The organism is Janthinobacterium sp. FT14W (genome assembly GCF_009208755.1).
Taxonomy (GTDB): Bacteria; Pseudomonadota; Gammaproteobacteria; order Burkholderiales; family Burkholderiaceae_D; genus Janthinobacterium; species Janthinobacterium violaceinigrum.
Map to the genome: position 1 here is coordinate 64,719 of NZ_WFLL01000005.1, position 20,243 is coordinate 84,961.

Annotated in this window: 22 protein-coding genes; 10 read left to right on the forward strand and 12 right to left on the reverse strand. The window is 62.1% G+C overall.

The genetic code is table 11. The annotated features are described in order from the left end of the window. Nucleotides 1–83 precede the first annotated feature (83 nt). The gene (locus tag GCN74_RS05605) at nt 84–1,106 is read right to left on the reverse strand and encodes a DNA-binding protein (RefSeq protein WP_264372874.1); all 1,023 of its coding nucleotides are present in this window, start codon (nt 1,104–1,106) and stop codon (nt 84–86) included. A gap of 221 nt (nt 1,107–1,327) precedes the next feature. Here GCN74_RS05605 and GCN74_RS05610 point away from each other — a divergent pair, with 221 nt between their 5' ends. Both GCN74_RS05610 and GCN74_RS05615 read left to right on the forward strand, forming a co-directional pair. Beyond that, the gene (locus GCN74_RS05610) at nt 1,328–2,350 is read left to right on the forward strand and encodes a site-specific integrase (RefSeq protein ID WP_152255736.1); all 1,023 of its coding nucleotides are present in this window, start codon (nt 1,328–1,330) and stop codon (nt 2,348–2,350) included. 141 nt (nt 2,351–2,491) lie between these two features. Then, nucleotides 2,492–5,089 (forward strand): DUF4157 domain-containing protein, encoded by a 2,598-nt coding sequence (locus GCN74_RS05615; protein ID WP_152255737.1) that lies wholly within the window; start codon nt 2,492–2,494, stop codon nt 5,087–5,089. A gap of 89 nt (nt 5,090–5,178) precedes the next feature. On the opposite strand, the gene GCN74_RS05620 is transcribed toward GCN74_RS05615, so the two are convergent. Genes GCN74_RS05620 through GCN74_RS05630 form a run of 3 tightly spaced genes read right to left on the reverse strand, consistent with a single transcriptional unit; the run spans nt 5,179 to nt 7,379 of the window. Further along, nucleotides 5,179–5,631: a PaaI family thioesterase gene (locus GCN74_RS05620; protein ID WP_152255738.1), complete on the reverse strand. Its 453-nt coding sequence runs from the start codon at nt 5,629–5,631 to the stop codon at nt 5,179–5,181. A gap of 27 nt (nt 5,632–5,658) precedes the next feature. After that, nucleotides 5,659–6,150 (reverse strand): MarR family winged helix-turn-helix transcriptional regulator, encoded by a 492-nt coding sequence (locus GCN74_RS05625; protein WP_152255739.1) that lies wholly within the window; start codon nt 6,148–6,150, stop codon nt 5,659–5,661. A 56-nt stretch (nt 6,151–6,206) separates the two neighbouring features. After that, the gene (locus tag GCN74_RS05630) at nt 6,207–7,379 is read right to left on the reverse strand and encodes a citrate synthase (RefSeq protein ID WP_152255740.1); all 1,173 of its coding nucleotides are present in this window, start codon (nt 7,377–7,379) and stop codon (nt 6,207–6,209) included. 100 nt (nt 7,380–7,479) lie between these two features. Between GCN74_RS05630 and GCN74_RS05635 the strand changes: the two genes are divergently transcribed. Both GCN74_RS05635 and GCN74_RS05640 read left to right on the forward strand, forming a co-directional pair. Next, nucleotides 7,480–8,022, forward strand: a complete 543-nt coding sequence (locus GCN74_RS05635; protein ID WP_152255741.1) for a GNAT family N-acetyltransferase — start codon at nt 7,480–7,482, stop codon at nt 8,020–8,022. 22 nt (nt 8,023–8,044) lie between these two features. Beyond that, complete coding sequence (locus GCN74_RS05640; protein WP_152255742.1) at nt 8,045–9,097, forward strand: NAD(P)/FAD-dependent oxidoreductase; 1,053 nt, start codon at nt 8,045–8,047, stop codon at nt 9,095–9,097. 31 nt (nt 9,098–9,128) lie between these two features. On the opposite strand, the gene GCN74_RS05645 is transcribed toward GCN74_RS05640, so the two are convergent. The 3 genes from GCN74_RS05645 to GCN74_RS05655 form a co-directional block, all read right to left on the reverse strand. Further along, nucleotides 9,129–9,587, reverse strand: coding sequence for a hypothetical protein (locus GCN74_RS05645; RefSeq protein ID WP_226938875.1), 459 nt, complete (start codon nt 9,585–9,587; stop codon nt 9,129–9,131). A gap of 16 nt (nt 9,588–9,603) precedes the next feature. Further along, entirely contained in the window at nt 9,604–9,843 is a 240-nt protein-coding gene (locus tag GCN74_RS05650) for a DUF6434 domain-containing protein (protein ID WP_152255743.1), read from the reverse strand. A gap of 141 nt (nt 9,844–9,984) precedes the next feature. Then, entirely contained in the window at nt 9,985–10,866 is an 882-nt protein-coding gene (locus GCN74_RS05655) for a LysR family transcriptional regulator (protein WP_226938876.1), read from the reverse strand. A gap of 97 nt (nt 10,867–10,963) precedes the next feature. Between GCN74_RS05655 and GCN74_RS05660 the strand changes: the two genes are divergently transcribed. The 4 genes from GCN74_RS05660 to GCN74_RS05675 all read left to right on the forward strand — a co-directional run bounded on the left by GCN74_RS05660 (nt 10,964) and on the right by GCN74_RS05675 (nt 14,164). Continuing rightward, complete coding sequence (locus GCN74_RS05660) at nt 10,964–11,548, forward strand: GNAT family N-acetyltransferase (RefSeq protein ID WP_193316979.1); 585 nt, start codon at nt 10,964–10,966, stop codon at nt 11,546–11,548. A 128-nt stretch (nt 11,549–11,676) separates the two neighbouring features. Further along, nucleotides 11,677–13,155 carry an MFS transporter gene (locus tag GCN74_RS05665; RefSeq protein WP_319633453.1) on the forward strand — a complete coding sequence of 493 codons (1,479 nt, stop codon included), beginning with the start codon at nt 11,677–11,679 and terminating at the stop codon, nt 13,153–13,155. Between the two features lie 217 nt (nt 13,156–13,372). Continuing rightward, entirely contained in the window at nt 13,373–13,642 is a 270-nt protein-coding gene (locus tag GCN74_RS05670) for a hypothetical protein (protein ID WP_152255747.1), read from the forward strand. Nucleotides 13,643–13,771: 129 nt separating this feature from the next. Next, a complete protein-coding gene (locus GCN74_RS05675) occupies nt 13,772–14,164 on the forward strand; it encodes a hypothetical protein (RefSeq protein ID WP_152255748.1) in 393 nt (130 codons plus the stop codon). A 178-nt stretch (nt 14,165–14,342) separates the two neighbouring features. Here GCN74_RS05675 and GCN74_RS05680 read toward each other — a convergent pair whose 3' ends face one another. The 3 genes from GCN74_RS05680 to GCN74_RS05690 form a co-directional block, all read right to left on the reverse strand. Beyond that, entirely contained in the window at nt 14,343–14,726 is a 384-nt protein-coding gene (locus GCN74_RS05680) for a cupredoxin domain-containing protein (RefSeq protein WP_152255749.1), read from the reverse strand. A gap of 3 nt (nt 14,727–14,729) precedes the next feature. Beyond that, nucleotides 14,730–15,626, reverse strand: a complete 897-nt coding sequence (locus GCN74_RS05685) for a metallophosphoesterase family protein (protein ID WP_152255835.1) — start codon at nt 15,624–15,626, stop codon at nt 14,730–14,732. A 64-nt stretch (nt 15,627–15,690) separates the two neighbouring features. Then, nucleotides 15,691–16,098, reverse strand: coding sequence for a c-type cytochrome (locus tag GCN74_RS05690; protein ID WP_152255750.1), 408 nt, complete (start codon nt 16,096–16,098; stop codon nt 15,691–15,693). 236 nt (nt 16,099–16,334) lie between these two features. On the opposite strand from GCN74_RS05690, the gene GCN74_RS05695 reads away from it, so the two are divergent. Both GCN74_RS05695 and GCN74_RS05700 read left to right on the forward strand, forming a co-directional pair. Next, entirely contained in the window at nt 16,335–16,826 is a 492-nt protein-coding gene (locus GCN74_RS05695; RefSeq protein WP_226938877.1) for a sigma-70 family RNA polymerase sigma factor, read from the forward strand. Nucleotide 16,827: 1 nt separating this feature from the next. Then, on the forward strand, nt 16,828–17,631 hold the full coding sequence (locus tag GCN74_RS05700) for an anti-sigma factor family protein (protein WP_152255752.1): 804 nt from the start codon (nt 16,828–16,830) through the stop codon (nt 17,629–17,631). A 19-nt stretch (nt 17,632–17,650) separates the two neighbouring features. Here the strand turns inward: GCN74_RS05700 and GCN74_RS05705 are convergent, their stop codons facing one another. After that, nucleotides 17,651–18,700: an alpha/beta fold hydrolase gene (locus GCN74_RS05705; protein ID WP_152255753.1), complete on the reverse strand. Its 1,050-nt coding sequence runs from the start codon at nt 18,698–18,700 to the stop codon at nt 17,651–17,653. 10 nt (nt 18,701–18,710) lie between these two features. Further along, nucleotides 18,711–20,180: an alpha/beta fold hydrolase gene (locus GCN74_RS05710; RefSeq protein ID WP_152255754.1), complete on the reverse strand. Its 1,470-nt coding sequence runs from the start codon at nt 20,178–20,180 to the stop codon at nt 18,711–18,713. Nucleotides 20,181–20,243: the final 63 nt, after the last annotated feature.

Here is a 20,243-nt window from a genome sequence, read left to right on the forward strand (position 1 = left end):
GGCGTCAACGTCAAATGCCGCGCATATTCGTCGCCGTCGGCCGTCCTGGGGCCGTCGCAGATATCCCAGGCCATCAGCACGGTTCAAGCACGACGATGCTCCTTGCTCTCGGTTAGCAGTCCCAGCCGGGCCGCCATGCCGGCATTCTCGCGCAGCAGGCCGTCGCGCTCCTGCGCCAATGCGTCCATTTTCTGCTGCGATAGTTGTCCGTTTTCCGCCAGCATGTCGAGCTGGCGGTCTTGCGCGGCCAGCGCCACCCTGGCGTCGTTCAGCGCCAGCAGGGCCGTGTCCAGCTTGGCCAGCAGGGCGTCGGCCGACGCTGCCGCCTGCAGATACTGAAATTCGAACTGGTCGCGCTCGGGGCGCACGGTAGCGAGGGCTTCGCGGTCCGCCGCGGCCTGGGCGGCCAGCGCCGCTTGCTCCGCCTGCAGCTGCGCCAGGCGCATGTCCTGCTGCACCAGCGTCGCTTGCTGGCCTTGCAAGCGCTGCTGCAGCTGCGCATTGTCCTGTTCCAGCCGGCTGACCTGTTGCTGCGACTGGGCCCGTTCCTCGCTGCGCTGGGTGGCGGCCGCTTCCTGGTAATGGTCGAACTGCGAGCGCACCTGCGCCAGCTGGCGGTTCAGGGCGGCGATTTCCTCTCCGCGGTCGGCCAGGCGCTGCGTCAGGCCCGCGTTGTCGCTGTGCAGGCTGGCCAGGGTGACGGCGCGGAAATGGTGCTCTTCCTTCAGTTGCGCCAGCGCATGCTGCGTGGCGCGCAATTCCTGGGTGAGGGCGGTGCGCGCCTCCGTCAGTTTCAAGCGTTCCGTTTCCGTTTTCTTCAGTTGCGCCAGCGCCGCATCGCGTTCGGCGCGGTGTTGCTGCATGCCCGTTTCCAGCTGCTGCGCCACGTCGCGCTGCTGCTTGTCGTACACGCCGCGCATCGCTTCCATCAGCTCGGCCGGCAAGCCGGATTCCGTCTTCACGGCGCCCGCGCCCTGGAATTCTTCCTTCCAGCGCTTGAGCAGGGGCGCGATGGTGCTCTTGCTGCCCGTGCTGCCCAGCGCTTCGCGCACGCTGTCGACCGTGGGATTGCGCCCGTCGGCAGCGACGATTTGGGCTGCTTTCATAACATCAGAGTACAGAATACCGGTGCGAGCCATAAAACCACCTATGAGCGAAATTTAGTAACGTATTACATGATACGTAATATCGCATAATATTACGATATAAATTTTGAGGTTTTTTGAAAAATATAAGCTGCGATAAGATCGCTTATCGCGTGTCATGGGGGTGCTTTGCATGGTATTCTGCGACTCTCCCAGTACACAACCGTGATTTCACTGCCGCCATGCCCGATTTGCCCCTTCCGAAACGCCGTGTCGCCGTGCCGAAAACCGGCGCCATCACCGTTGCACCGTTACACGGTGCCCTGATCGATGCCGAGCTGGCCGCGCGCCACCAGGCGTTTCTCGCTGCCGCCACCTCGGACAACACGCGCCGCACCTACCGTTCCGCCATCCGCCACTTCCAGGCCTGGGGCGGGGCGCTGCCCGCCGACGAGTCCACCGTCATCCGCTACCTGATGGCGTATGCGGACAGCCTGAACGCCCGCACCCTGGCCCTGCGCCTGACGGCCCTGTCGCAATGGCATGCGTACCAGGGCTTTGCGGACCCCGCGTCCACGCCCACCGTGCGCAAGACCCTGGCCGGCATCGCCCGCCTGCACGGCAAGCCGAAAAAGAAGGCCAAGGCCCTGCCTTTGGAAGATCTGGAAACGATCGTCGCCAGCCTGGCCGCGCTGGGCAGCGTCAAGGCCTTGCGCGACAGCGCCTTGCTGCAGCTGGGATTTTTTGGCGGTTTCCGGCGCAGCGAACTGGCGGGGTTGACTATCGAAGACGTGAGCTGGGAGCCGCAGGGCATGGTGATCACCTTGCCCCGCTCGAAAACGGATCAACTGGGGGAGGGCATCGTCAAGGCGATCCCGTTCGGCGACGGCGTCTGCTGCCCGGCCACGGCCTTGCGCGCCTGGCTGGCCGCGGCGCACATCCGCACGGGGCCGCTATTGCGCCCCGTCAACCAGTGGGGCCATGTGAGCGCCAGGGCGCTGCACGCGAGCAGCATCAATACCATACTGGAAAGCTGCGCCCGGCTGGCGGCGCTCGATTACGTGCCGGAACTATCGAGCCACAGCCTGCGCCGCGGCATGGCCACCAGCGCGCACCGGGCCGGCGCCGATTTCCAGGCCATCAAGCGCCAGGGCGGCTGGCGCCACGACGGCACCGTGCATGGCTATATAGAAGAAGCGGGGCGCTTTGAGGAAAATGCGGCCGGCAGTTTGTTGAAGGCAAAGAAGAAGAAGCCGATGGGCTGAGGCGCGCGGCAAGCTCCGGTTTGCCCCTCGGTTCAGCCGAAAGGGAGTGGCGAATATTATCAATTAAGTAATCGCGCAAATAAATTGGGATATGATCGTGCAGTCATATCGACATCGTCCCTCATCGACAAAGGTCACGACATGCGAGCACCACTCCAGCCGAAAATCGCCTCTGATACCGCACCAAGAAAAATGCAGGAACGGAGCTTTGTGAACGACCTGCCAGCGGTGGTGGCGCAGCGCCGCACAATCAACGGCCCGTATAGCGGAACAGTGCAACGCCGGGGAGACAGCGCAGTGCCCGTTGAGTTATCACCCACGCAACTTGAAGACAAAACCAACAATATCGGCCTGCCCTATCCATTGAGGTCGGGGATAGAGTCACTTGCGGGCATGCGCATGGATCATGTGAAGGTGCACTATAACTCGAGTAAACCAGCACAGCTGCAAGCGCAGGCTTATGCCCAGGGCAGTGAGATTTATGTGGGGCCGGGGCAGGAAAGGCATTTGCCGCATGAAGCCTGGCATGTGGTGCAGCAAGCTCAGGGACGGGTTCGGCCTACGATGCAGATGCAAGCCGGAATGATCAACGATGATCCTTTCTTGGAAAAAGAGGCCGACAGGATGGGCAAGGCTGCAGCCCAGCGCAAGCCGCAGTCGATGGCGGGCACCAGCGCACAGACTGCGGCTCTGCTGAACCAGAAAGCGCGGCTCACCGCAGTCAGACCTATTCAGCGCAAGATTACAGATGTTCAGCAGCAACAGCTGATTAAGGATTATGTGATCAAAATCTTTGGCGCCAACGCGACTTCGGCGACCATCGAATCCCTTTACGCACAGGTTGTAGAACAAGCCGCGACGATTGAAGAGGCCAGGAAACTGGCTGACGAAAAAAAACTCGCGCGTCGCAAGATCCTCACCCAGGAAGCTGGCACGGGAACCGACTACGATGCCACTTTGCTGGCCGCCGATAAAATTGAGGCAATGCGGGAGTTTGACGGCCTGCCTGGATATACCAAACACACGGATGCTGAACAAAACGCCCGTTACTATACTTGGCATCACCTCGTTCCCCAATCTAGACTGGAGAGTAAGGCGACTGCGAGTACGACGGCAGCAGTGCGGCTGGGACCAAGCGCGAGTCATCGCTACGGCGACCCAGGCAACGAATATCTCGATTCCAACTATTCCCGCCTGCGCGACGGTACGTTGACACCTGATAGCGAGAAGGTAGAGGCATATCACGAGAGCATCCGGTCGAAGGGCGGGCTGGCGGCGGCCCTGACGAAAAAAATCCAGGACCTCGCCGATGAAATCAAGAAAAATAATCATCGAGGTGTCAAGAAACCGCTGGCGGACGCGGGCCAGTGGCTAATTTTCGGCGATTTCCTGCGAGCCCTGAACGGCATGACGCCGACGCTGTTGGTCGAACTCAATACGCTGATTGGCCCAGGCTACACTGCCAATAAAGGCAAGCTGGAGTCGCACGAGTTTGTTTCATGGGCCGATTTACGTGAGAAAGCCAATCCGAACGATGTCGAAGGCGTCAGCGCCGAACTGTTCGCCGTGCTCAACAGCGGCATCCAGGCCTATCAAGCCAATTCACCGAAGGGTATCAAAATTTTCGCGCGCGGGTACAAGGAAGCCAACCCAATCACGCTCGAGGCCTTGACGCGAAAGACGCGCATTGATGCCGCCTGGCTGAATAGTCAAGGTGAGGGTCCTCGTTTAGACGGTGAGCTGGAAACCCTGAAAGACGTCAAGGATAAGCATGCCGCGATCATCATGCACGCCCATCTCATGATCCTTACTGCCAAACAACTGAACAAAAGCATCCAAACGGCAACGACCAATGGAGACAACAGCCGTTTTATGGGGAACGAGCATGCCGTTATACCAGGCTCTGGCTCCGTCAGCATCGATCAGGTTAACAGCGAAGCTGCCGCCAGCATCATGAGAAAACTAGCGCCGCTGGCTCCCAAATTAGGCTGGCATAGCGCCAAACCGGGGATGGCGCTGACCGAAATGCAAATTTACAATTTTCACAAAAATAACACGCAAGAATATGTAGCCGAAGAATTCAGTGATGCAGAGATAAATGATGCGAAGACGAAAATCCAAGAGACACTGGCAGCTACGATTAAAATACGGACATCACTAGGCAAATTGAAATCCAAGGAAAGAAGAAGAGCAGAGGAAACGCAGCATATACGCATTGACGATGCATATCGGAAGGAAACCCAAAAAATGATTAAGGCGAACACCGACGACGATACGCTAACCGCTCTGGCAACCGGCCGGCTGGAGGATGAATCCAGGAGACGCCAGGCAGAAGAGCACAAGGGCAAGGTGATCGCCAAATTTAGAACAGAGCAAGATGAACATATCAACGCCGTCAACCTCAATTCCAGCGCACTCGTTAATCAGAATATATCGAGCTTGAATGACAAGGTCCCCACCGCCATTGACACAACGGTAGAGCAATTTTGCCAAAGCTATCTGGCATCCGCCTACACCGCATGGCTGGATGATCTGAAGCAGGACATCGCCGCGCTACGCTTCCCGCTCCCACCAGGCGAGACGCTTGAAGCCGTCAGTGAGACTGACTGGCAATCCGAAGAGCAAGTTTATCGTCTGAAGGTGGAAGCCTGTGTAGCCGAGGCACTGCCAAGAATGTCTGCTCTGATCACAAGCCGCGGAGAACTGGCTGCGCATACACTCAAACAGCCGGACCTGTAACCGCAGTAATTTCCTTCTGTCGCGGCCTGCCTGGCTTGATCGCCAACTACCCGACGGTGCGGAGATGGCAGCCATGGCGCCGCTGCGTATCATGCGGCCGCCTGCTCCCGGGGGCGGATGATCATGCAGGTGGCCGTCGCGTGCGCGTAGACCTTACCGGCTTCGTCGCGGATCGTGCCTTCGGAAATGACCAGGTTGCGTCCCGCATTGATGACCTTGCCTTCGGCATACACCGTCACGTTGAAAGGCAGGGGGCGGCACATCTTGATGTTCAGGTCCGTCGTACCATAGCTTTCGCCGGCCGGCAACACCGTATGCGTGGCGCAGCCCGTGACCGTGTCGAGCACGGTGGCGGCAAAACCGCCGTGCACGCCGCCCATGGGATTGGTGTGGTTTTCATTGGCCGTCGCCGTGAAGATGACTCTGCCGTGCTCGATCGTGTGGGCGTCCATGGGCATGGTCTTGGAAATACCGGGCCGGGGAAACAGGCCTTGCGCGAAAGCTTGCATCAGTTGCAAGCCGGTCATGTCGTTGGGGTGCATGGTAACTCCTGTGGGGTGAAGGTGAGATTAAATGTCTTGCTGGAAACGCAGGCGCGAGGCATGCAGCAGGAAGCGGGCGACGATGGCCAGTTCTTCCTCGCTGAAACCTTGCTTCAGTTGTTCATTCAGGCTGTCGAGCAGGGGCAGGGCGGCGGCCAGCACCTCGCCGCCCTTGGGCGACATGTGCAGGGTGCCCGCGCGCGCGTCAAACGCCGACTGGCCGCGCACGATCAGGCCGTTTTCTTCCATGCGCGCCACCAGGCCCGTGACGGCCGAGTTCTTCAGTTGCAGGGCCCGCCCCAGATCCTTCAATTGGCAGCCTTCCTCGCCCTTCAGGGCAAACAGGGCGACGACTTGCGTGCCGGAAAACCCCAGTTCGCTGGTGAAGACGGCATCGGCCGAGCGAAACAGGTTCTGGCGCGCCAGGTTGAGCAGATTGAACAGCCGCGGCGAACGCTCGCCCAGCGGGCAGGCTGCAGCATCGGGGAGGTCGGATTGGGGGGAGGTATTGGTACGCATGCGGAGTATACTACTACGTATGCGTAATAAATCAAGCGCCTATTGTCAGCCGCGTGTCAGCCGCGCTGGTGGCGCCCGATATAGCGGGCGCGGGGCCGTATCAGGGCCCCACTGGCCGCCTGCTCGGCCGCATGGGCGATCCAGCCGGCCGAGCGGGCCAGGGCAAACACGGTCATGCCCGCGTCCTCGGGCCAGCCGAACGCCAGTTCCATGGCGGCCAGCGCCAGGTCGGCATTCGGTTTTACTGCGAGCACCTCGCTTGCCGTGGCGCACGCGGCCAGGATGGCGCCCAGCTGCGGGTCGCCATGCGACATCGCAGACAGGATTTCCAGCAGATACGCGGCGCGCGGGTCGCCGTGCGGATACAGCGGGTGGCCAAAGCCGGCGAATGCCGGCGCGGTGACCGCGTAAAAGGTGGCGATGGCGGCCCTGGCATCGGGCGCGGCCAGCGCGGCCGTCAACATGCGCCGGGCCGCCGCGCTGCCGCCGCCGTGCCTGTCACCGGACAAGGCCGCCAAGCCCGCGCTCAGCGCGGCAGGCAGGCTGGCGCCCGTCGAAGCGACGCAGCGCACGGCAAAGGTCGACGCGTTCAACTCATGGTCGGCCAGCAGCACGAGCGCGGCGCGCAGCAACTGCGCTTGCTCCGCGTCCGCTTGCCACGCCTGGGCCAGCTGCTGGTGCAGGGGCAAGGCGGACGGCGACGTCTGCAGCAGCGCGGCGGCCAGGATGCGCATCAGCGCGGGGCCGGACTGCAGCGCGTGCGGCATGTCCGCTGTCGTCAGCATGGCCATGGCAAGCATGGCGCGCATCCATGGCGTGGCGTCCGGCGCGCTGGCCAGCCCTGGCGGCAGGGCTGGAGCGTCTTGCTGAAAATATGCGTTCGCATTGTCGTCCCACAGCAGGCCGGCGGCCGTTTCCAGGGTCGCGTGCCGCGCCAGCACCGTCGCATCGCAGCCCCGGTACAGCAGCCGGCCGTCGAGAATGTGGGAAATCTGCGTCTCCAGCACGGGCAAGCCCCAGTGCATGGCGGCCACGGCCGTCTGGCCGCCCCGCCTGGCGTCACTTTTACGGGCTGCCAGGCGCAGCACGTCTTCCTGCGGATAGCGCTTGCGGCGCGCCGTTCCATTGCTGACGGAAGCCAGCAAGCCCCGGCTCACATAGGAATACAGGGTGGGCAGGCTGACGCCAAGCAGGCGCGCCGCGTCGAGAGCGGACAGATCGTTGTTCATGGCGGCCATTGTAGCGTTTGTCACTTTATATTGATTCATGGAATCAAGATTGACGGGCCTGGCGGCGCCTCACTAGACTCATGTCTTTCCAGGAGTCTGCATGAACACACACACGATACGCACCTTGCGCCCCGACGACGCCGCGCCCTTGCTGGCCTTCGAGCAAGCCAACCGGGCCTGGTTCGAGCGCCATATCGACCCGCGCGCGGACGATTTTTACAGCATCGACGGCATCCACGCGCACGTGGCCCAATTTCTGGATCAGCACGCGCAGGGGCGCCTGCATCCCTGCGTCATCGTGGACGAGCACGGAGAATTGATCGGGCGCGCCAACCTCAAGGGCATCGACCGGCAGCAGGGCACGGCCGAAGTCGGCTACCGCATCGGCGAACAGCAGGCGGGCAAGGGCCTGGCCACGGCCGCGCTGCGTTACCTGATCGCCCTGGCGCAAGAGGAATGGCAGTTGCAAAGCCTGTGCGCCTACGCCATCGATGGCAACGTGGCCTCGATCCGCGTGCTGGAACGCTGCGGTTTCGCGCAGGGCGTTGCCATGCCCGATATTGCCATCGTGGAAGGCAACGTCGTCGATGGCCATGCGTATGCGCTGGATTTGCGGGCGGCTGGGGTAGACTCTGACCTATGATAAATATGCAAAATTGCCAGATATGAAACGCAAAACCCCCCAGCACATCATCGTCATCGGCGCCGGCATCGTCGGCGCGGCGCTCGCGTACCACTTGGCCAGCAAGGGGGCGAAAGTCACCGTCGTCGAGGCAGGCGGCATCGCTTGCGGCGTGACGGGCACCTCGTTTGCTTGGCTTAACGCATCCTGCGCGGGGATCGACCCCATCGCGGCCCTGCGGGGCGGCGCCATCGCCGCCTGGCGCCGGCTGGAAACGCAGGTGCCGGGATTGGCGGTGCGCTGGCATGGCGCCTTGTCGTATGGCACGCAGGACGGGCGCGTATCCCCCTCGTGCATGGTGATAGAGCGGCCCCGGATCGCCCAGCTTGAACCGCGCCTGAAGCAGCCGCCGGAACAAGCGCTGTACGAGGCGGAGCAGGGCGCCATCGATGCCGTTGCCGCGACCCACGCCTTGCTGGCAGCAGCCCAGGCGCTGGGTGCGACCGTCCGCACGCACACGCCCGTGCGGGGTTTTGCCGTCCTGGAAGCGAAGGTGGCGGGCGTGGAAACGGCCGCCGGCGTCATCGAGGCGGACACGGTCGTGCTGGCAGCGGGGACGGGCACTGCCGCGCTGGCCGCGCAACTGGGCGCCAGCCTGCCCATCCACGCGTCACCCGCCATCTTCCTGCGCTACCAGGCGCCGCCCGGCCTCGTGCGCGGCATCATTTCCAGCCACGCAATGGAAGTGCGGCAAGCCGAAGACGGGACCATGCTGGCAGCGGAAGACTACGTGGACGACGCGCCGGAAAACCAGCCCGCCGCCATGGCGCAGCGCACGGCCATCGCGATCCGCAGTGAACTGGAAGGGGCCGATGCCATAGCGCCGGAATTTTCCTGTGTCGGCCTGCGCCCCATGCCTGCCGATGGCGTCCCCGTCATCGGTTGTTTGCCGCAGGTGGAAGGCGCGTACGTGTGCGCCATGCATCCGGGCGTCGTGCTGGCAGGCATCGTGGGCCAGCTTGCCAGCGGGGAAATCGTCGACGGCCAGCCAGCGTCAGCCCTGGAGGCTTGCCGGCCCGCTCGTTTCCTGGCATAAATGACGTAAAGACCCGGCGCCGCGCCGATTCCTACGGCACGGGCACGACAAATACGGGCAGGATGAACGGTGCTTGCTCCGGCTCATCGCCGTCCTCCGACGGGGCCTGCATGAAATCCTCGTTGCGCCAGTCCCCGTTCACCACGCGCTCGGCAATCAGCGCCAGATCCTGCGTTTCGCGCACCTCGCAGCGGAACGGCAGCCGCCCGTGCGAACGCGACACGAGGCTGAAGCGCAACTGGCGGCATTGCGCATCGTGCCAGCAATAGAACAGCATCTGCTCGCCAGCGAGCGCGCTGCTGCGTGCCGCGATCACCTGGCCGATGAATGCAACGATATCGGCCGCTTCCACCTGCGGCGTTTCCTCGTCCGTGGGCGAAAAGCGCCACATATTGCTCATGGCTTCGTGATTGATGTTATCGGGATCAATCTCGACAGCATCGTCTTTGGCCATGGCGAGCCAGCTGTTGACGACAGTTGAATGCATCATGTCAAGCTTTCAGTACTTATCGATATTTGTTTATTTGCGCATCAGCGGCTGAATGATGCCGACGCGTCCACTCATCCGCGACTTCGCCCATGGTTTTGACTGTACCATCGCCTATCCAGGCCATGAAATCACGGTCAAGCTTGAAATCGGGACCGCACTGCTTCAACAGGAAACGCCTGACGTTTTGCGTGTTTTTATAGTGGGCGTCGACGGCAGTGTGCCGGGTGATGAGGCCCCCATGCCAATTGAAATCCATGCTGTGTCCCTGCGTCTCATCTTTTGGATATCTTCTCATGCCAATGCTTTAATGATGGCCATCATGCTGAGATTGCCATGCCATCAACATGTCCGCGCCAGCTTTTCCTTCATTGACTTAGCAGAACGAGCGCAGCACGCATTAAGCCCGCGGCCCGTCCGCCAACAACTCCGCCAGCCTGGTCGTCAGCCACAGACTCGTCTCGCTCAGCTTCTTCCCATGGATCGATAGCCGCCGCACGGGCAGGCGCGACAAGGCCAGGGCAGGGCAGGGCACTTCCTGCAGATACCCCTTGTAATTGTCGTAATTGGCGATGTTCAGCGGCAGGATCGCCCAGCCCAGCTCGTCCGCGACCATTTCCGCGATGCTGTAAAAACTGTCGGAAAACCAGACGGCGGGGCTGAACGCGTGTTCGCGGTTGAGCTCGGAATCCATGATCAGCTGGCGGTAGCGGGTCAGCTCGTTGCGGCTCACTTCCTGGCCGTGCGCCATGGCGTGGCCCTTGGCCACGAACACGCCTTGCGCCACGCTGCCGATGTGCTGCTGTTCCAGCACGGGGGAGATGGGGCCGCGGTCGAAGTGGAACGCCACGTCGGCTTGCTGCTGCTCCACGTATTGCGCCACCTCCGACGCCGTGGCGTTGAGCATCACCAGTTCCAGCGCCGGGTAGCGCGCCGCCAGTTCTTTCACCAGGGTGCTGATGGCCAGGTAGGGCAGGGCTTCGTCCAGCGCCAGGGTCAGCTGCGCTTCGGGCGCCTCGCTCAAGAGCTGCGCCCGCAGTTGCAGCCGCTCGGCCTGGCGCAGCAGTTCGCACGCTTCCAGGTGCATCACCTTGCCCGCTTCCGTCAGCACGGCGCTGCGACGCGAACGGTCGAACAGTTCCACGCCGAATTCCGCTTCCAGCAAGCCGATCGAGGTGCTGACCACCGATTGGGCACGGCTCAGCCGGCGTGCGGCGCCCGAGAAAGAACCGGCCGCGACGGCCGCTTCGAAGTAGCGCATTTGTTCCAAAGTCCATTGCATGGCATCCATCCATCTGTTTTACAGATGGATTTTAACTTGAATGCCATTCAGGGGCGACATAAAATGCATTTACATTTTCAATAACACGAGATCCGCCATGAAAAACGCTCAAGCCAGTACCCCCGCCATCAGCTTTAGCTGGTGTCACGACGCCACCGCCGAAGATGCGCTGTGCAAGCTCTACCTCGACAACGTCAGCGCCGACTACATCTCCCATTCGGAGCTGCAGGGCGAACGCGCCGATGCGCCCGGCAACTGGCGCGCGGACTTGCCTGAGGTCATCCGCAGCGAAATCCGCGCCGCCCTGTCGCATGACTGGGAACATGGCGATTCGACCCTGCTGGCCGTGGCTGCCTCGGGCGACGCCATCGTCGGCATGGCCCTCGTTTCCATCGACACGCGCCAGCGCGCCTCGAAATCGTTTGCCGCGCTGGACGACCTGGTCTTGCTGCCCTCCGTGCGGGGTAGCGGCATCGGCAGCCTGCTGGTGGAATGGGTAGCTGGCGAATTGCGCAGCCACGGCATCGCCCGTTTGTTCCTCGAATGCGGCGCGCACAACCTGACGGCGCAGACATTCTTCAAGGGACGCGGCTTCAAGCAAGTGTCCGTCGTCATGCTGCGCGAACTCGACGTGCCGGAAGCGACGGCCGCCGTGGATGACAAGGATGGCGACCGTGGCTGACGCCCGCCGCCCCCGACCAGCCCAGGCCCGTGGCAGCCTGGAACGTAAATATTTGCGCAGCACTAAATTTATCCATACCGATAGTTGTTAAAAGTTACACCAAACTCCATGAGTTATTTATGCATCCAATGAAAAAATGGCTGACGCTGGCCATCGTCTCCAGCGCACTGTTCCTGATCGTGGTCGACATGACCGTGCTCTACACCGCCTTGCCCGCGCTGACGCGCGACTTGCAGGCCACTTCCTCGCAAAAACTGTGGATCATCAACGTCTACGCGCTGGTCGTCTCCGGCTTGCTGCCCGGCCTCGGCACCCTCGGTGACCGCCTGGGGCACAAACCCGTTTTCCTCGCCGGCCTGGCCGTGTTCGGCATCGCCTCGCTGTGCGCCGCGTTTTCGCCCGCGCCGGAATGGCTGATCTTTGCCCGCGTGCTGCTGGCCCTGGGCGCCGCGCTGATGATGCCGGCCACCTTGTCCATCATCCGCCTGACCTTTACCGATAACCGCGAGCGTTCGTTCGCCATCGGCGTGTGGGCGGCCATCGCCTCGGGCGGTGCCGCGTTCGGCCCGGTGCTCGGTGGTTTCCTGATGGAACATTACTGGTGGGGTTCCGTCTTCCTGATCAACGTGCCCATCGTGCTGCTGACCCTGGTGCTGGCCGCCGTCGTCCTGCCGAAACGGGCCGGCAACCGCGACAAGCCGTGGGATTTGAAAGGCTCGCTGCAAATCATGATGGGCCTGCTTGGTGGCGTGTATGCGATCAAGGAACTGGGCAAGCCGCAGCCATCGTATGCGATCGCCGCGTTTGCCTTTGCCGTGGGTGCCGTCTTTATGCTGGCCTTCGTGCGCCGCCAGAAGCGCCAGGCCAAGCCGCTGATCGACTTCGCCCTGTTCCGCGAACTGCCGTTTTCCAGCGCCGTGGCCGCCGCCATGGTGGCTTCCGCCGCCCTGATCGGCATGGAACTGGCGCTGAGCCAGCATATGCAGCTGGTGCGTGAGCTGTCGCCGCTGGAAGCGGGCTTGCTGCTGCTACCTTTGCCGCTGGCGTCCGTCTTTGCGGGACCGCTGACGGGCTTCATGCTGCCGCGCGCCGACAAGGCCATGGTCTTGTGGGGTTCCTTGCTGCTGTCCGGCATCGGCATGGCGTCTTACCTGCTGTTGCATGACGCCACCGTCCCGGCGCAAGTGGCCAGCCTGGTGATCCTGGGTCTGGGCCTGGGCGCCGTCATGACGGCCGCGTCCAGCGCCGTGATGCTGAACGTGGCGCCGCAACAAGCCGGCATGGCCGCCTCGATCGAGGAGGTATCGTATGAACTGGGCGCCGTGATCGGCGTGACGGTGCTGGGCACCATCTTGTCGGCCGTCTACAGCGCTACCCTGGTGATCCCGGAAAGCGCAGGCCTGCTGCCGAATGCCCATGACACGCTCGACGCCGCGCTGCTGGCCGCCGAGCAATTGCCGGCCGAACTGGGCCTGCAAGTGTCGGAACTGGCCCGCTCGGCCTTCGACAAGGCGTTCATTGTCGTGCTGGCCACGGCGTCCGCCATCCTGATGGCCGCCGCCGCCACCATCCGCCACCTGCACCTGCGGGCACGCCGCGCGGCCTGAGCGAGCGCTGCTTGAGACCAAGGAAAACGCTGGCGCCGCCATGAGTGGCGGCGCCAGCAGGATTTGCTTTTGGACGAACGGTCGGACGCAAAACAATAATTTTAGACAAAAATTAATAAATTTGATACAAGTAAGCTTGGCGGCTATGCTTGCTATCGGCCAGAAGCGGACAGAGTCACGCACGGCACCGATCATTTTTCTATAACTCAATACGTTCATGTCCAACCAATCGATAATCGCTCGGATTGAATCCTCTTTGAAACGTGTCCAGGCACAGCAAGATACCGCACAGGCTTTAGCCGACTCGATTAGAGGGAACGGCAAAGCATTAGAGGCGATGCCATACGCCTTGATAAAAGAAATAGAGGACATGGCCATGGACCTGGATATCGCTCAGTGGCACGATGAAGATGGATTCGTTCCTGAGCTAGGTCCCATTCTTTTGCGAGTCGAGGATTGGCTGGCGAAACTGCCCCGTGACGTGTGATCTCACAGCAGCTATCGATCAGAAGCCAACATTCAAAAAACCGGCAGTCCACAAGCTACCCGCATGAGACCAAACTTCAACGATATAGCAGGACTATGGGAACGAGATGGATCGCTTCGAGACGTCTACGTGCAGAATACTGAAGCTATCCACTGGGATCGCTTTGACCGCCTATTTTACCAATACGAATGCACGCACAGCTTTGATGGGGCTGCACTCCCATTTCCGGGATCGCGCAACGTTTTGGCGAATCGTGAAGGTTCACATTTGTTGTCGATTCTATTGGATGGCCCGGTTGTAATCTGCTGTCATTTCTTCGTCCCCGAGCAGTTAGAACTCGATATCTTACCGAAGGAAGTTGCTGGGTCTTTGCAGCATGAGCAGGTCCTGTCATTCGTTGAAAACCTGGCTGAGACTCTAGAACTTCCTGTGGACATCACCCCTGAAAATTGCGAGAAAAGCCCGTTTCTAACGTATGTGTCCCATGCTAAATCGTGGCATATACCCGGTGATCCGCAATAGTGGCCAACGTCCGCTATGGGCGAAAGCAGCCGCTCGTATAAGCTCAGGAAACAGCAGCCTGCGTCAAATGCTGCAGCCATGGCCTCGGCAAGCTTCGACCTAACTTTGGTGCACGCGCGGCGCGTCGAAATCGCTTGCCTCATGGGCGGCTTGCGTCGAATTTTATGCTACCTCCACATTACTCCGTGACGATGATCTTTCCGTTCATTTCCTCATGGCCAGTGCCGCAAAAATTGTCGCACAGGAAGGCGTATTCGCCGGCCTTGTCCGGTGTCAGCCGCACTTGCGTGACCTGGCCCGGCGTCAGGTCGGCGCGGATTTTCATGTCCGGGATGAAAAAACCATGGATGAAATCGATGGCCGTGAACGCCAGCACGACGGGCTCGCCTTTCTTCAAGCTGATCTCGTTCGGCGTGTAGACGAATTTCTTCGCCTCGATGGCGATGACCTTTTCCTTTGCGATAATTTTCTTCAGGCCCTGGGCGTCGATGGCGGCCACCGTCAGCAGCGCGCCGATACCGCAGGCCAGCCTTGCACATAGCTGTCTTCTTGCGCGATCCATGGTTCAGCTCCTTGTCACGGGAAATTCCGTGAGCTTGTAGTCCTTGTTCGCTTCCGCCTCCACCTCGCGCAAGCCCAGGCCCTTGTTCGGCGCGGCCGGGTCCCACGGCAAGGGCGTGCGCTTTTCCTGCGATCCCGGTGCCGGCAAGGGGAAGATCAGCGACTTGGCGGCGTGGTGCGCGATCTGGCCCGTCATGTGGTGGTGCTCCTGGTGAATATGGCCATAGAACACCGTCACATTGCTGTAGGGCGCCAGCAACGCAAGCGCCTTGTCGCCGTCGCGCGTGGCCCAGTCCCATTTTGGGACGAGGTCGAACAGGGGCCGGTGGGTGAAGACGACGATGCGCGCATCGTTTGCCTGTTTGTCCAGGTCGTCCTTCAGCCACGCCAGCTGGGTGTCGCCGATGCGCGCGCCGGGGTCGGACACGTTATCGAGGGCAATGAAATGCACGCCCTTGTGCTCGAACGCGTAATTGGACGGGCCGAAGTTTTCCTTGTAGGCGGCGCCGTTGTCGAGCGAGGCGTCGTGCTCGCCGGGGATGAAGCGCACGTTTTTCACTGTTAAACCCGCCGCAATGTCCTTGAACTGGGCCATGCGCTGGCGGCGTTCCTTCGGGTCGTCCGTCGTATGTGTGAGGTCGCCCGTAAAAATGATGAAATCGGGCGGCATTTCGAGCGCATTCACGGTGGCGACGGCTTTCCTGAAGGTGTTGAGGGCATCGGGATTGGCGGAGCCGCTGAAACCCCAGTGCACGTCGGACAACTGGACGAAATAGAAATCCTCGTAGGGGGCGGCGGCCATGCTGCCGGCCGCTGCCGCCGGCGCATGCCCGTAGAGTCCGGACATGAACACGGCGCCACCGCCGATGGCGGTCAGTTTCATGAAACTTCTGCGGTCCATCATGATATTTCTCCTTATTTCCTTGAATGCCTGACTTGGCCAGCAGGCGGTGGCAGCACGGCAGCTATTGGGTGGCGGCGGCCGGCGGCGGGCCAGCCCGTCCGGCGTCCTTTTGCAGGTACGCGATCAGGTCGGCGCGGTCCTGCGCGGACGGCACCATGTAGCCCATTTTTTGGCCGGGAATCAGTTTTTCCGGGTTCGACAGCCACTGGTCCAGCGTTTTTCCGTTCCACACGATGGCGGACGATTTCACGGCGGGCGAGTAGTTGTAGTCGGCAGCGCTGCCGGCTTTCCTGCCGAACACGCCCTTGTGCGCGGGCCCCACGCCGTTGTAGTCGATCGAGTGGCAGGACATGCACATGGTTTTGTAGAGCACCTGGCCGCGCATGGCATCGCCGCCGGCCGTGGCGGGGCCGCTGGAAACCATCAGCATGGCCGCGGCCAGGCCAGGGATGAAGTATGGGTATTGCATGTCGAGCTCCTTTCGCTGGGCAGTTGCGTGGTGCCGGCCCGCTGCAATCGGGGCCTGCACATGCTATAACTCCGAAGGCGCGGCAAATATTCCCGCCTGTGCCGTTTTTTTTTGCGCAAAAAAGCCGTCATTTCGGGAATAAATGGCAGGCAAACCGAGTCTTAGGAGTTGAGACGCCAGACAGGCGGATGGGTGTTGATTTGAATGACATCGATAAAACCAGGTTCTTTGAAAAAATGGCCTTGCCTCATCTGGACTCTGCCTACAAGCTGGCACGATGGCTCACGCGCAATGATCAGGATGCCCAGGACCTGGTGCAGACGGCCTTCCTGCGCGCCTACCGCTTCATGGATGGCTACCATGGCGATGGCGCGCGCGCCTGGCTGCTGACGATCGTGCGCAACACCTATTACACGTCCCTGCGCGATGGTCGCGCGGAGCACAATGACATCGGCTTTGACGAGGAAGTCCATGGATACGATGAGGAAGGATGCGGCAACCCGGAAGAGATCCTGGCCCGCTCCGACGCGAAGGAAGCGATCGACAGTGCCCTGCAGGCATTGCCGCGGCCTTTCAGGGAAGTGCTGGTCCTGAAGGAGATCGACGATTTATCCTACAAGGAGATTGCGGACATCGTCGGCATACCGATCGGCACGGTGATGTCGCGCCTGGCCCGCGGGCGCAAGCTGTTGCTGGCCTGCCTGAAACAAGCTACCGGTGAGAACTGAAATGGAGTGCACGGAATCCCACAGCAAGCTGTCAGCCTATGCCGATGGCGAACTCGATGCCGCGGCCATGGCGCAACTGGCGCGGCATCTGGCCCTGTGCCCGGACTGCGCCAGGGCCAGCGAACAGCTGTTTGCCCTGCGCGCAGCGGTGAAACGGCATGCCGTCGGCCAGGCCGCGCCCGCTTTCCTGCAACAGCGCCTGCGCCAGGCGCTGCAGGAAGAAACGAAGGAGACAAAGCAGGTAAAGCAAACCCCGCGCGGCCGCAAATGGGCGCAACTGCCGTGGGCATGGATCAATTTTGGCGTGGCCAGCGCCAGTACGGCGGCCCTGGCCGTCACCTTGGCGCTGTACCTGTCCGTGCCATCGGATGCAGAACGGCTCGACCAGGAGATCGTTGCCAGTCATTTCCGTTCGCTGATGCCCGATCACCTGGCCGATGTGGCGTCATCGGACCAGCACACGGTCAAGCCATGGTTCAGCGGCAAGCTCGATTTTTCTCCGCCCGTGGTTGACCTGGCGCAAGAGGGATTTCCCTTGATCGGCGGGCGCCTCGACTACATCAAAGCGCGTCCCGTCGCCGCCCTCGCATATCGCCGGCACCAGCATGTGCTGAACCTGTATGTCTGGCCCGACGGCGCGCAGCGCGACGCGCCGCCGCGCCTGACTGTCAGGCAAGGCTATCATTTGCTGCGCTGGAGCCGGTCCGGCATGGACTATCGGCTCATCTCGGACCTGAATGTGGCGGAACTGATGGATTTCCAGCGCCAGCTCACGGCACGGATCGACAGGGACAGCGCGCCGTGAATGGGGCGCGCCGCGCGCTTTATTTCAGCAAGGGCGCCACCTGGTCGCGCAAGACCGTCCATTGGGCGTCGAGCACGGCCTGGTTGGGGTCGTGTCCGGCCCGTTTCACCACGGTAAAACCCTTGGCCGGCGCCGTGATGCTGTCGAAGTAGCTGCGCGCGATGGCGGGCGAGGTCAGCAGGTCCGCTTCGCCCATGATGAAAAACACGGGCAACGCAAAGCGCGTGCCCAGCGCGGGCAGGTCGACCTTGGCGAACATGCCGTCGCCCTGCATGCCGATGAACTGGATGTACGAGTAGTCGTCGGCCGCCTCGGCATCGGCCAGCGCTTGCGGCGTCGCGTAGAACGGTGCCGGCTGCCACCAGCGCCTGGGCGGCGCATCCGTGGCCAAGCCCTCATATTTGCGGTCGAAGCGGCGCAGGATGCCGAAGTTGCGGGGATCGCGCCAGGGCGGGGCCCCCAGCGCCGTCAGCTTGTCCAGCGTGGGCGCATCGTTGGCCGTTTGTGCCAGCGCAAGCACTTCCCGGTACATGCCGGCCTCGTTCGCCCGCGCATTGACCACCTGCGCCGTGCCGATATACGCGTGGAACAGTTCCGGCTGTGCCTTGGCCATGTGCACGCCCAGGATGGAGCCCCAGGAACTGCCCATCAGGATGACTTTCTGCTGGCCCAGATGCTGGCCGATATAGCGGGCCACGGCGATGCCGTCGTCGCGCATCTGTTCCACGCTCAATGGCACATCGTCCGCCGGCCGCTGCTTCGCATACGTCATGCCCGCGCCGCGCTGGTCCCACTGCACCAGGGTGTAGTGGCGTTCCCAGCCGGCATACATGGCATCCGCGTACGGACTCAGCGCATTGCCGGGGCCGCCGTGGATGAACAGGATCACGGGATTGCCGCAGGCCGCGCCCGTGACCGTGATCCATTGCTCGATGCCATTGATGGACACATAGCCTTGCTCGCGGACGGACTGTGCCGGCGAGGTGCAGATGGACTGCGTGGCGGGCGCCGCCGCTTGTGCCGCGCCGAAACAAGATAACAGCAGCAATGCCAGGCCTGTGATGCGCATATCGTCCTTTTCAGATGCTTGGGGGGAACTGCAGCGTGCAATCCTGCGCCGGCTTGCCGGCGATAAAACGGGTGCTGGCCTGTTCAAAACAGGCGGGCGCCGTCCACAGGATGAAATGCGGGGCGTTCTGCACGGTGGACAGGGCCACCTTGCCAGCCTTGCGCTGCGTCAAAGTCTGCACTTGGGCCTGCGCGCCTGCGTACGGCGTCTTCGGGTCCAGCGTGCCTTGCAATACCAGGGTAGGCGGCACTTTTGCGGGCAAGGCGCCGAAATAGCCATCGCGCGCGTAGGTGGGCAAGCCGCCGCCCAGCAGGATGCGGGGCAGGGGACTGGTAAACAGCAAACCGGCCTCGTCGCGGTCGATATCGGTCGCCGTCCAGCCGGGGCGCAGCGCGGGCTGCAGATTGTTTTCCGAATTGCTGATGATGTTGACCAGCGGAATCGACAGGGGAGACTGGGGATAGCTGCCCAGGCTGGCCGCTGCCTGTGCCAGGGTGGCGCGCACGGCCGTCAGCTCGCCATCCTTGCCCTGCTCCAGCTCGTGCAGCAGGTAGGGGATGCGGTCGCGCGTGGCCGGCACGTCGAGCATGCCCCCCATAAAGTGTTTCAGGTTCTTGCCGGGGATTTTCGCCAGCATGGCAGGGTCCGCTTGCGCCTTCTCCAGCACGCGCCGGTACACGCTGGCGGCCGGCTCGCCCAATGCCGCGTGGCAAGCCGCATCCGCATCGCAGCGGGCCAGTACCTGCATGCCGACTGTGTTGACCACGTGCGAGCGCTGGCTCAAGTCCCAGCGCGCATCCGTTTGCGGCGGCACCAGCGAGTCGAGTATCACGCCCTTGACGGGCAGCCGCCCCAGCTGCAAGGTGCGCAGGACCAGCTGCGTGCCATACGACACACCGTATACATATACCGGTGGTTTGTTCTTGCCGTGTTCGCCGTCTATCAAGGCTTTCAAGTCGCGCGCGGCCGTGGTGATGGAAAACTGGCCCGCGTATTCCGGCATCAGATTGATGCCGGCAAAGCAGCTGCCCCATTCGGCACCCGCCAGGGCGCGGCCGCCGGGGCTTTGTTCCGACTCTTCCACCTTGCACATGCGCGACGAGTGGCCCGTGCCGCGGTGGTCGGGGATGAGGAATTCAAAGCCGGGAAAGCTGCGGCGCAGGGTGGGCAGCAGGCTGTAGAACGAGGCCCCCGATTCGCCGGGGCCGCCTGCCACCAGCCACAAGCTGCCCTTGGCGGCTTTGCCGGCAGGCACATCGGCGGTGATCTTGCGCACGAAGACGTGCATGGCGTCCGGCTCGCCCACGGCGCGGCCCTGGGCATCGTAGCTGCCCGGCACGTTCAAGCCCGAGCACAGGCTGCCGGGAACGGCCGTATCGGAGCAAGGGGTAAACAACAGGGGTTCGGCATGCAGGCCGGCGCTGGCGAGAAGGGAGGTCAGCGAGGCGGCCAGCAGGGTCAAGCGGGGCAGAAAGGTCATCGGCTACTTTGGTGGCGGTGGGGACAGCCGCCAAAGTAGCGTTTTTTACACCAATTGTCCAGA

What these genes read in the sequence shown, in the direction of transcription:
- GCN74_RS05605 (WP_264372874.1), bottom strand. Translation starts at nt 1,106, where the DNA reads ATGAAAGCAGCCCAAATCGTCGCTGCCGACGGGCGCAATCCCACGGTC.
- GCN74_RS05610 (WP_152255736.1), top strand. Translation starts at nt 1,328, where the DNA reads ATGCCCGATTTGCCCCTTCCGAAACGCCGTGTCGCCGTGCCGAAAACC.
- GCN74_RS05615 (WP_152255737.1), top strand. Translation starts at nt 2,492, where the DNA reads ATGCGAGCACCACTCCAGCCGAAAATCGCCTCTGATACCGCACCAAGA.
- GCN74_RS05620 (WP_152255738.1), bottom strand. Translation starts at nt 5,631, where the DNA reads ATGCACCCCAACGACATGACCGGCTTGCAACTGATGCAAGCTTTCGCG.
- GCN74_RS05625 (WP_152255739.1), bottom strand. Translation starts at nt 6,150, where the DNA reads ATGCGTACCAATACCTCCCCCCAATCCGACCTCCCCGATGCTGCAGCC.
- GCN74_RS05630 (WP_152255740.1), bottom strand. Translation starts at nt 7,379, where the DNA reads ATGAACAACGATCTGTCCGCTCTCGACGCGGCGCGCCTGCTTGGCGTC.
- GCN74_RS05635 (WP_152255741.1), top strand. Translation starts at nt 7,480, where the DNA reads ATGAACACACACACGATACGCACCTTGCGCCCCGACGACGCCGCGCCC.
- GCN74_RS05640 (WP_152255742.1), top strand. Translation starts at nt 8,045, where the DNA reads ATGAAACGCAAAACCCCCCAGCACATCATCGTCATCGGCGCCGGCATC.
- GCN74_RS05645 (WP_226938875.1), bottom strand. Translation starts at nt 9,587, where the DNA reads ATGATGCATTCAACTGTCGTCAACAGCTGGCTCGCCATGGCCAAAGAC.
- GCN74_RS05650 (WP_152255743.1), bottom strand. Translation starts at nt 9,843, where the DNA reads ATGGATTTCAATTGGCATGGGGGCCTCATCACCCGGCACACTGCCGTC.
- GCN74_RS05655 (WP_226938876.1), bottom strand. Translation starts at nt 10,866, where the DNA reads ATGCAATGGACTTTGGAACAAATGCGCTACTTCGAAGCGGCCGTCGCG.
- GCN74_RS05660 (WP_193316979.1), top strand. Translation starts at nt 10,964, where the DNA reads ATGAAAAACGCTCAAGCCAGTACCCCCGCCATCAGCTTTAGCTGGTGT.
- GCN74_RS05665 (WP_319633453.1), top strand. Translation starts at nt 11,677, where the DNA reads ATGAAAAAATGGCTGACGCTGGCCATCGTCTCCAGCGCACTGTTCCTG.
- GCN74_RS05670 (WP_152255747.1), top strand. Translation starts at nt 13,373, where the DNA reads ATGTCCAACCAATCGATAATCGCTCGGATTGAATCCTCTTTGAAACGT.
- GCN74_RS05680 (WP_152255749.1), bottom strand. Translation starts at nt 14,726, where the DNA reads ATGGATCGCGCAAGAAGACAGCTATGTGCAAGGCTGGCCTGCGGTATC.
- GCN74_RS05685 (WP_152255835.1), bottom strand. Translation starts at nt 15,626, where the DNA reads ATGGACCGCAGAAGTTTCATGAAACTGACCGCCATCGGCGGTGGCGCC.
- GCN74_RS05690 (WP_152255750.1), bottom strand. Translation starts at nt 16,098, where the DNA reads ATGCAATACCCATACTTCATCCCTGGCCTGGCCGCGGCCATGCTGATG.
- GCN74_RS05695 (WP_226938877.1), top strand. Translation starts at nt 16,335, where the DNA reads ATGGCCTTGCCTCATCTGGACTCTGCCTACAAGCTGGCACGATGGCTC.
- GCN74_RS05700 (WP_152255752.1), top strand. Translation starts at nt 16,828, where the DNA reads ATGGAGTGCACGGAATCCCACAGCAAGCTGTCAGCCTATGCCGATGGC.
- GCN74_RS05705 (WP_152255753.1), bottom strand. Translation starts at nt 18,700, where the DNA reads ATGCGCATCACAGGCCTGGCATTGCTGCTGTTATCTTGTTTCGGCGCG.
- GCN74_RS05710 (WP_152255754.1), bottom strand. Translation starts at nt 20,180, where the DNA reads ATGACCTTTCTGCCCCGCTTGACCCTGCTGGCCGCCTCGCTGACCTCC.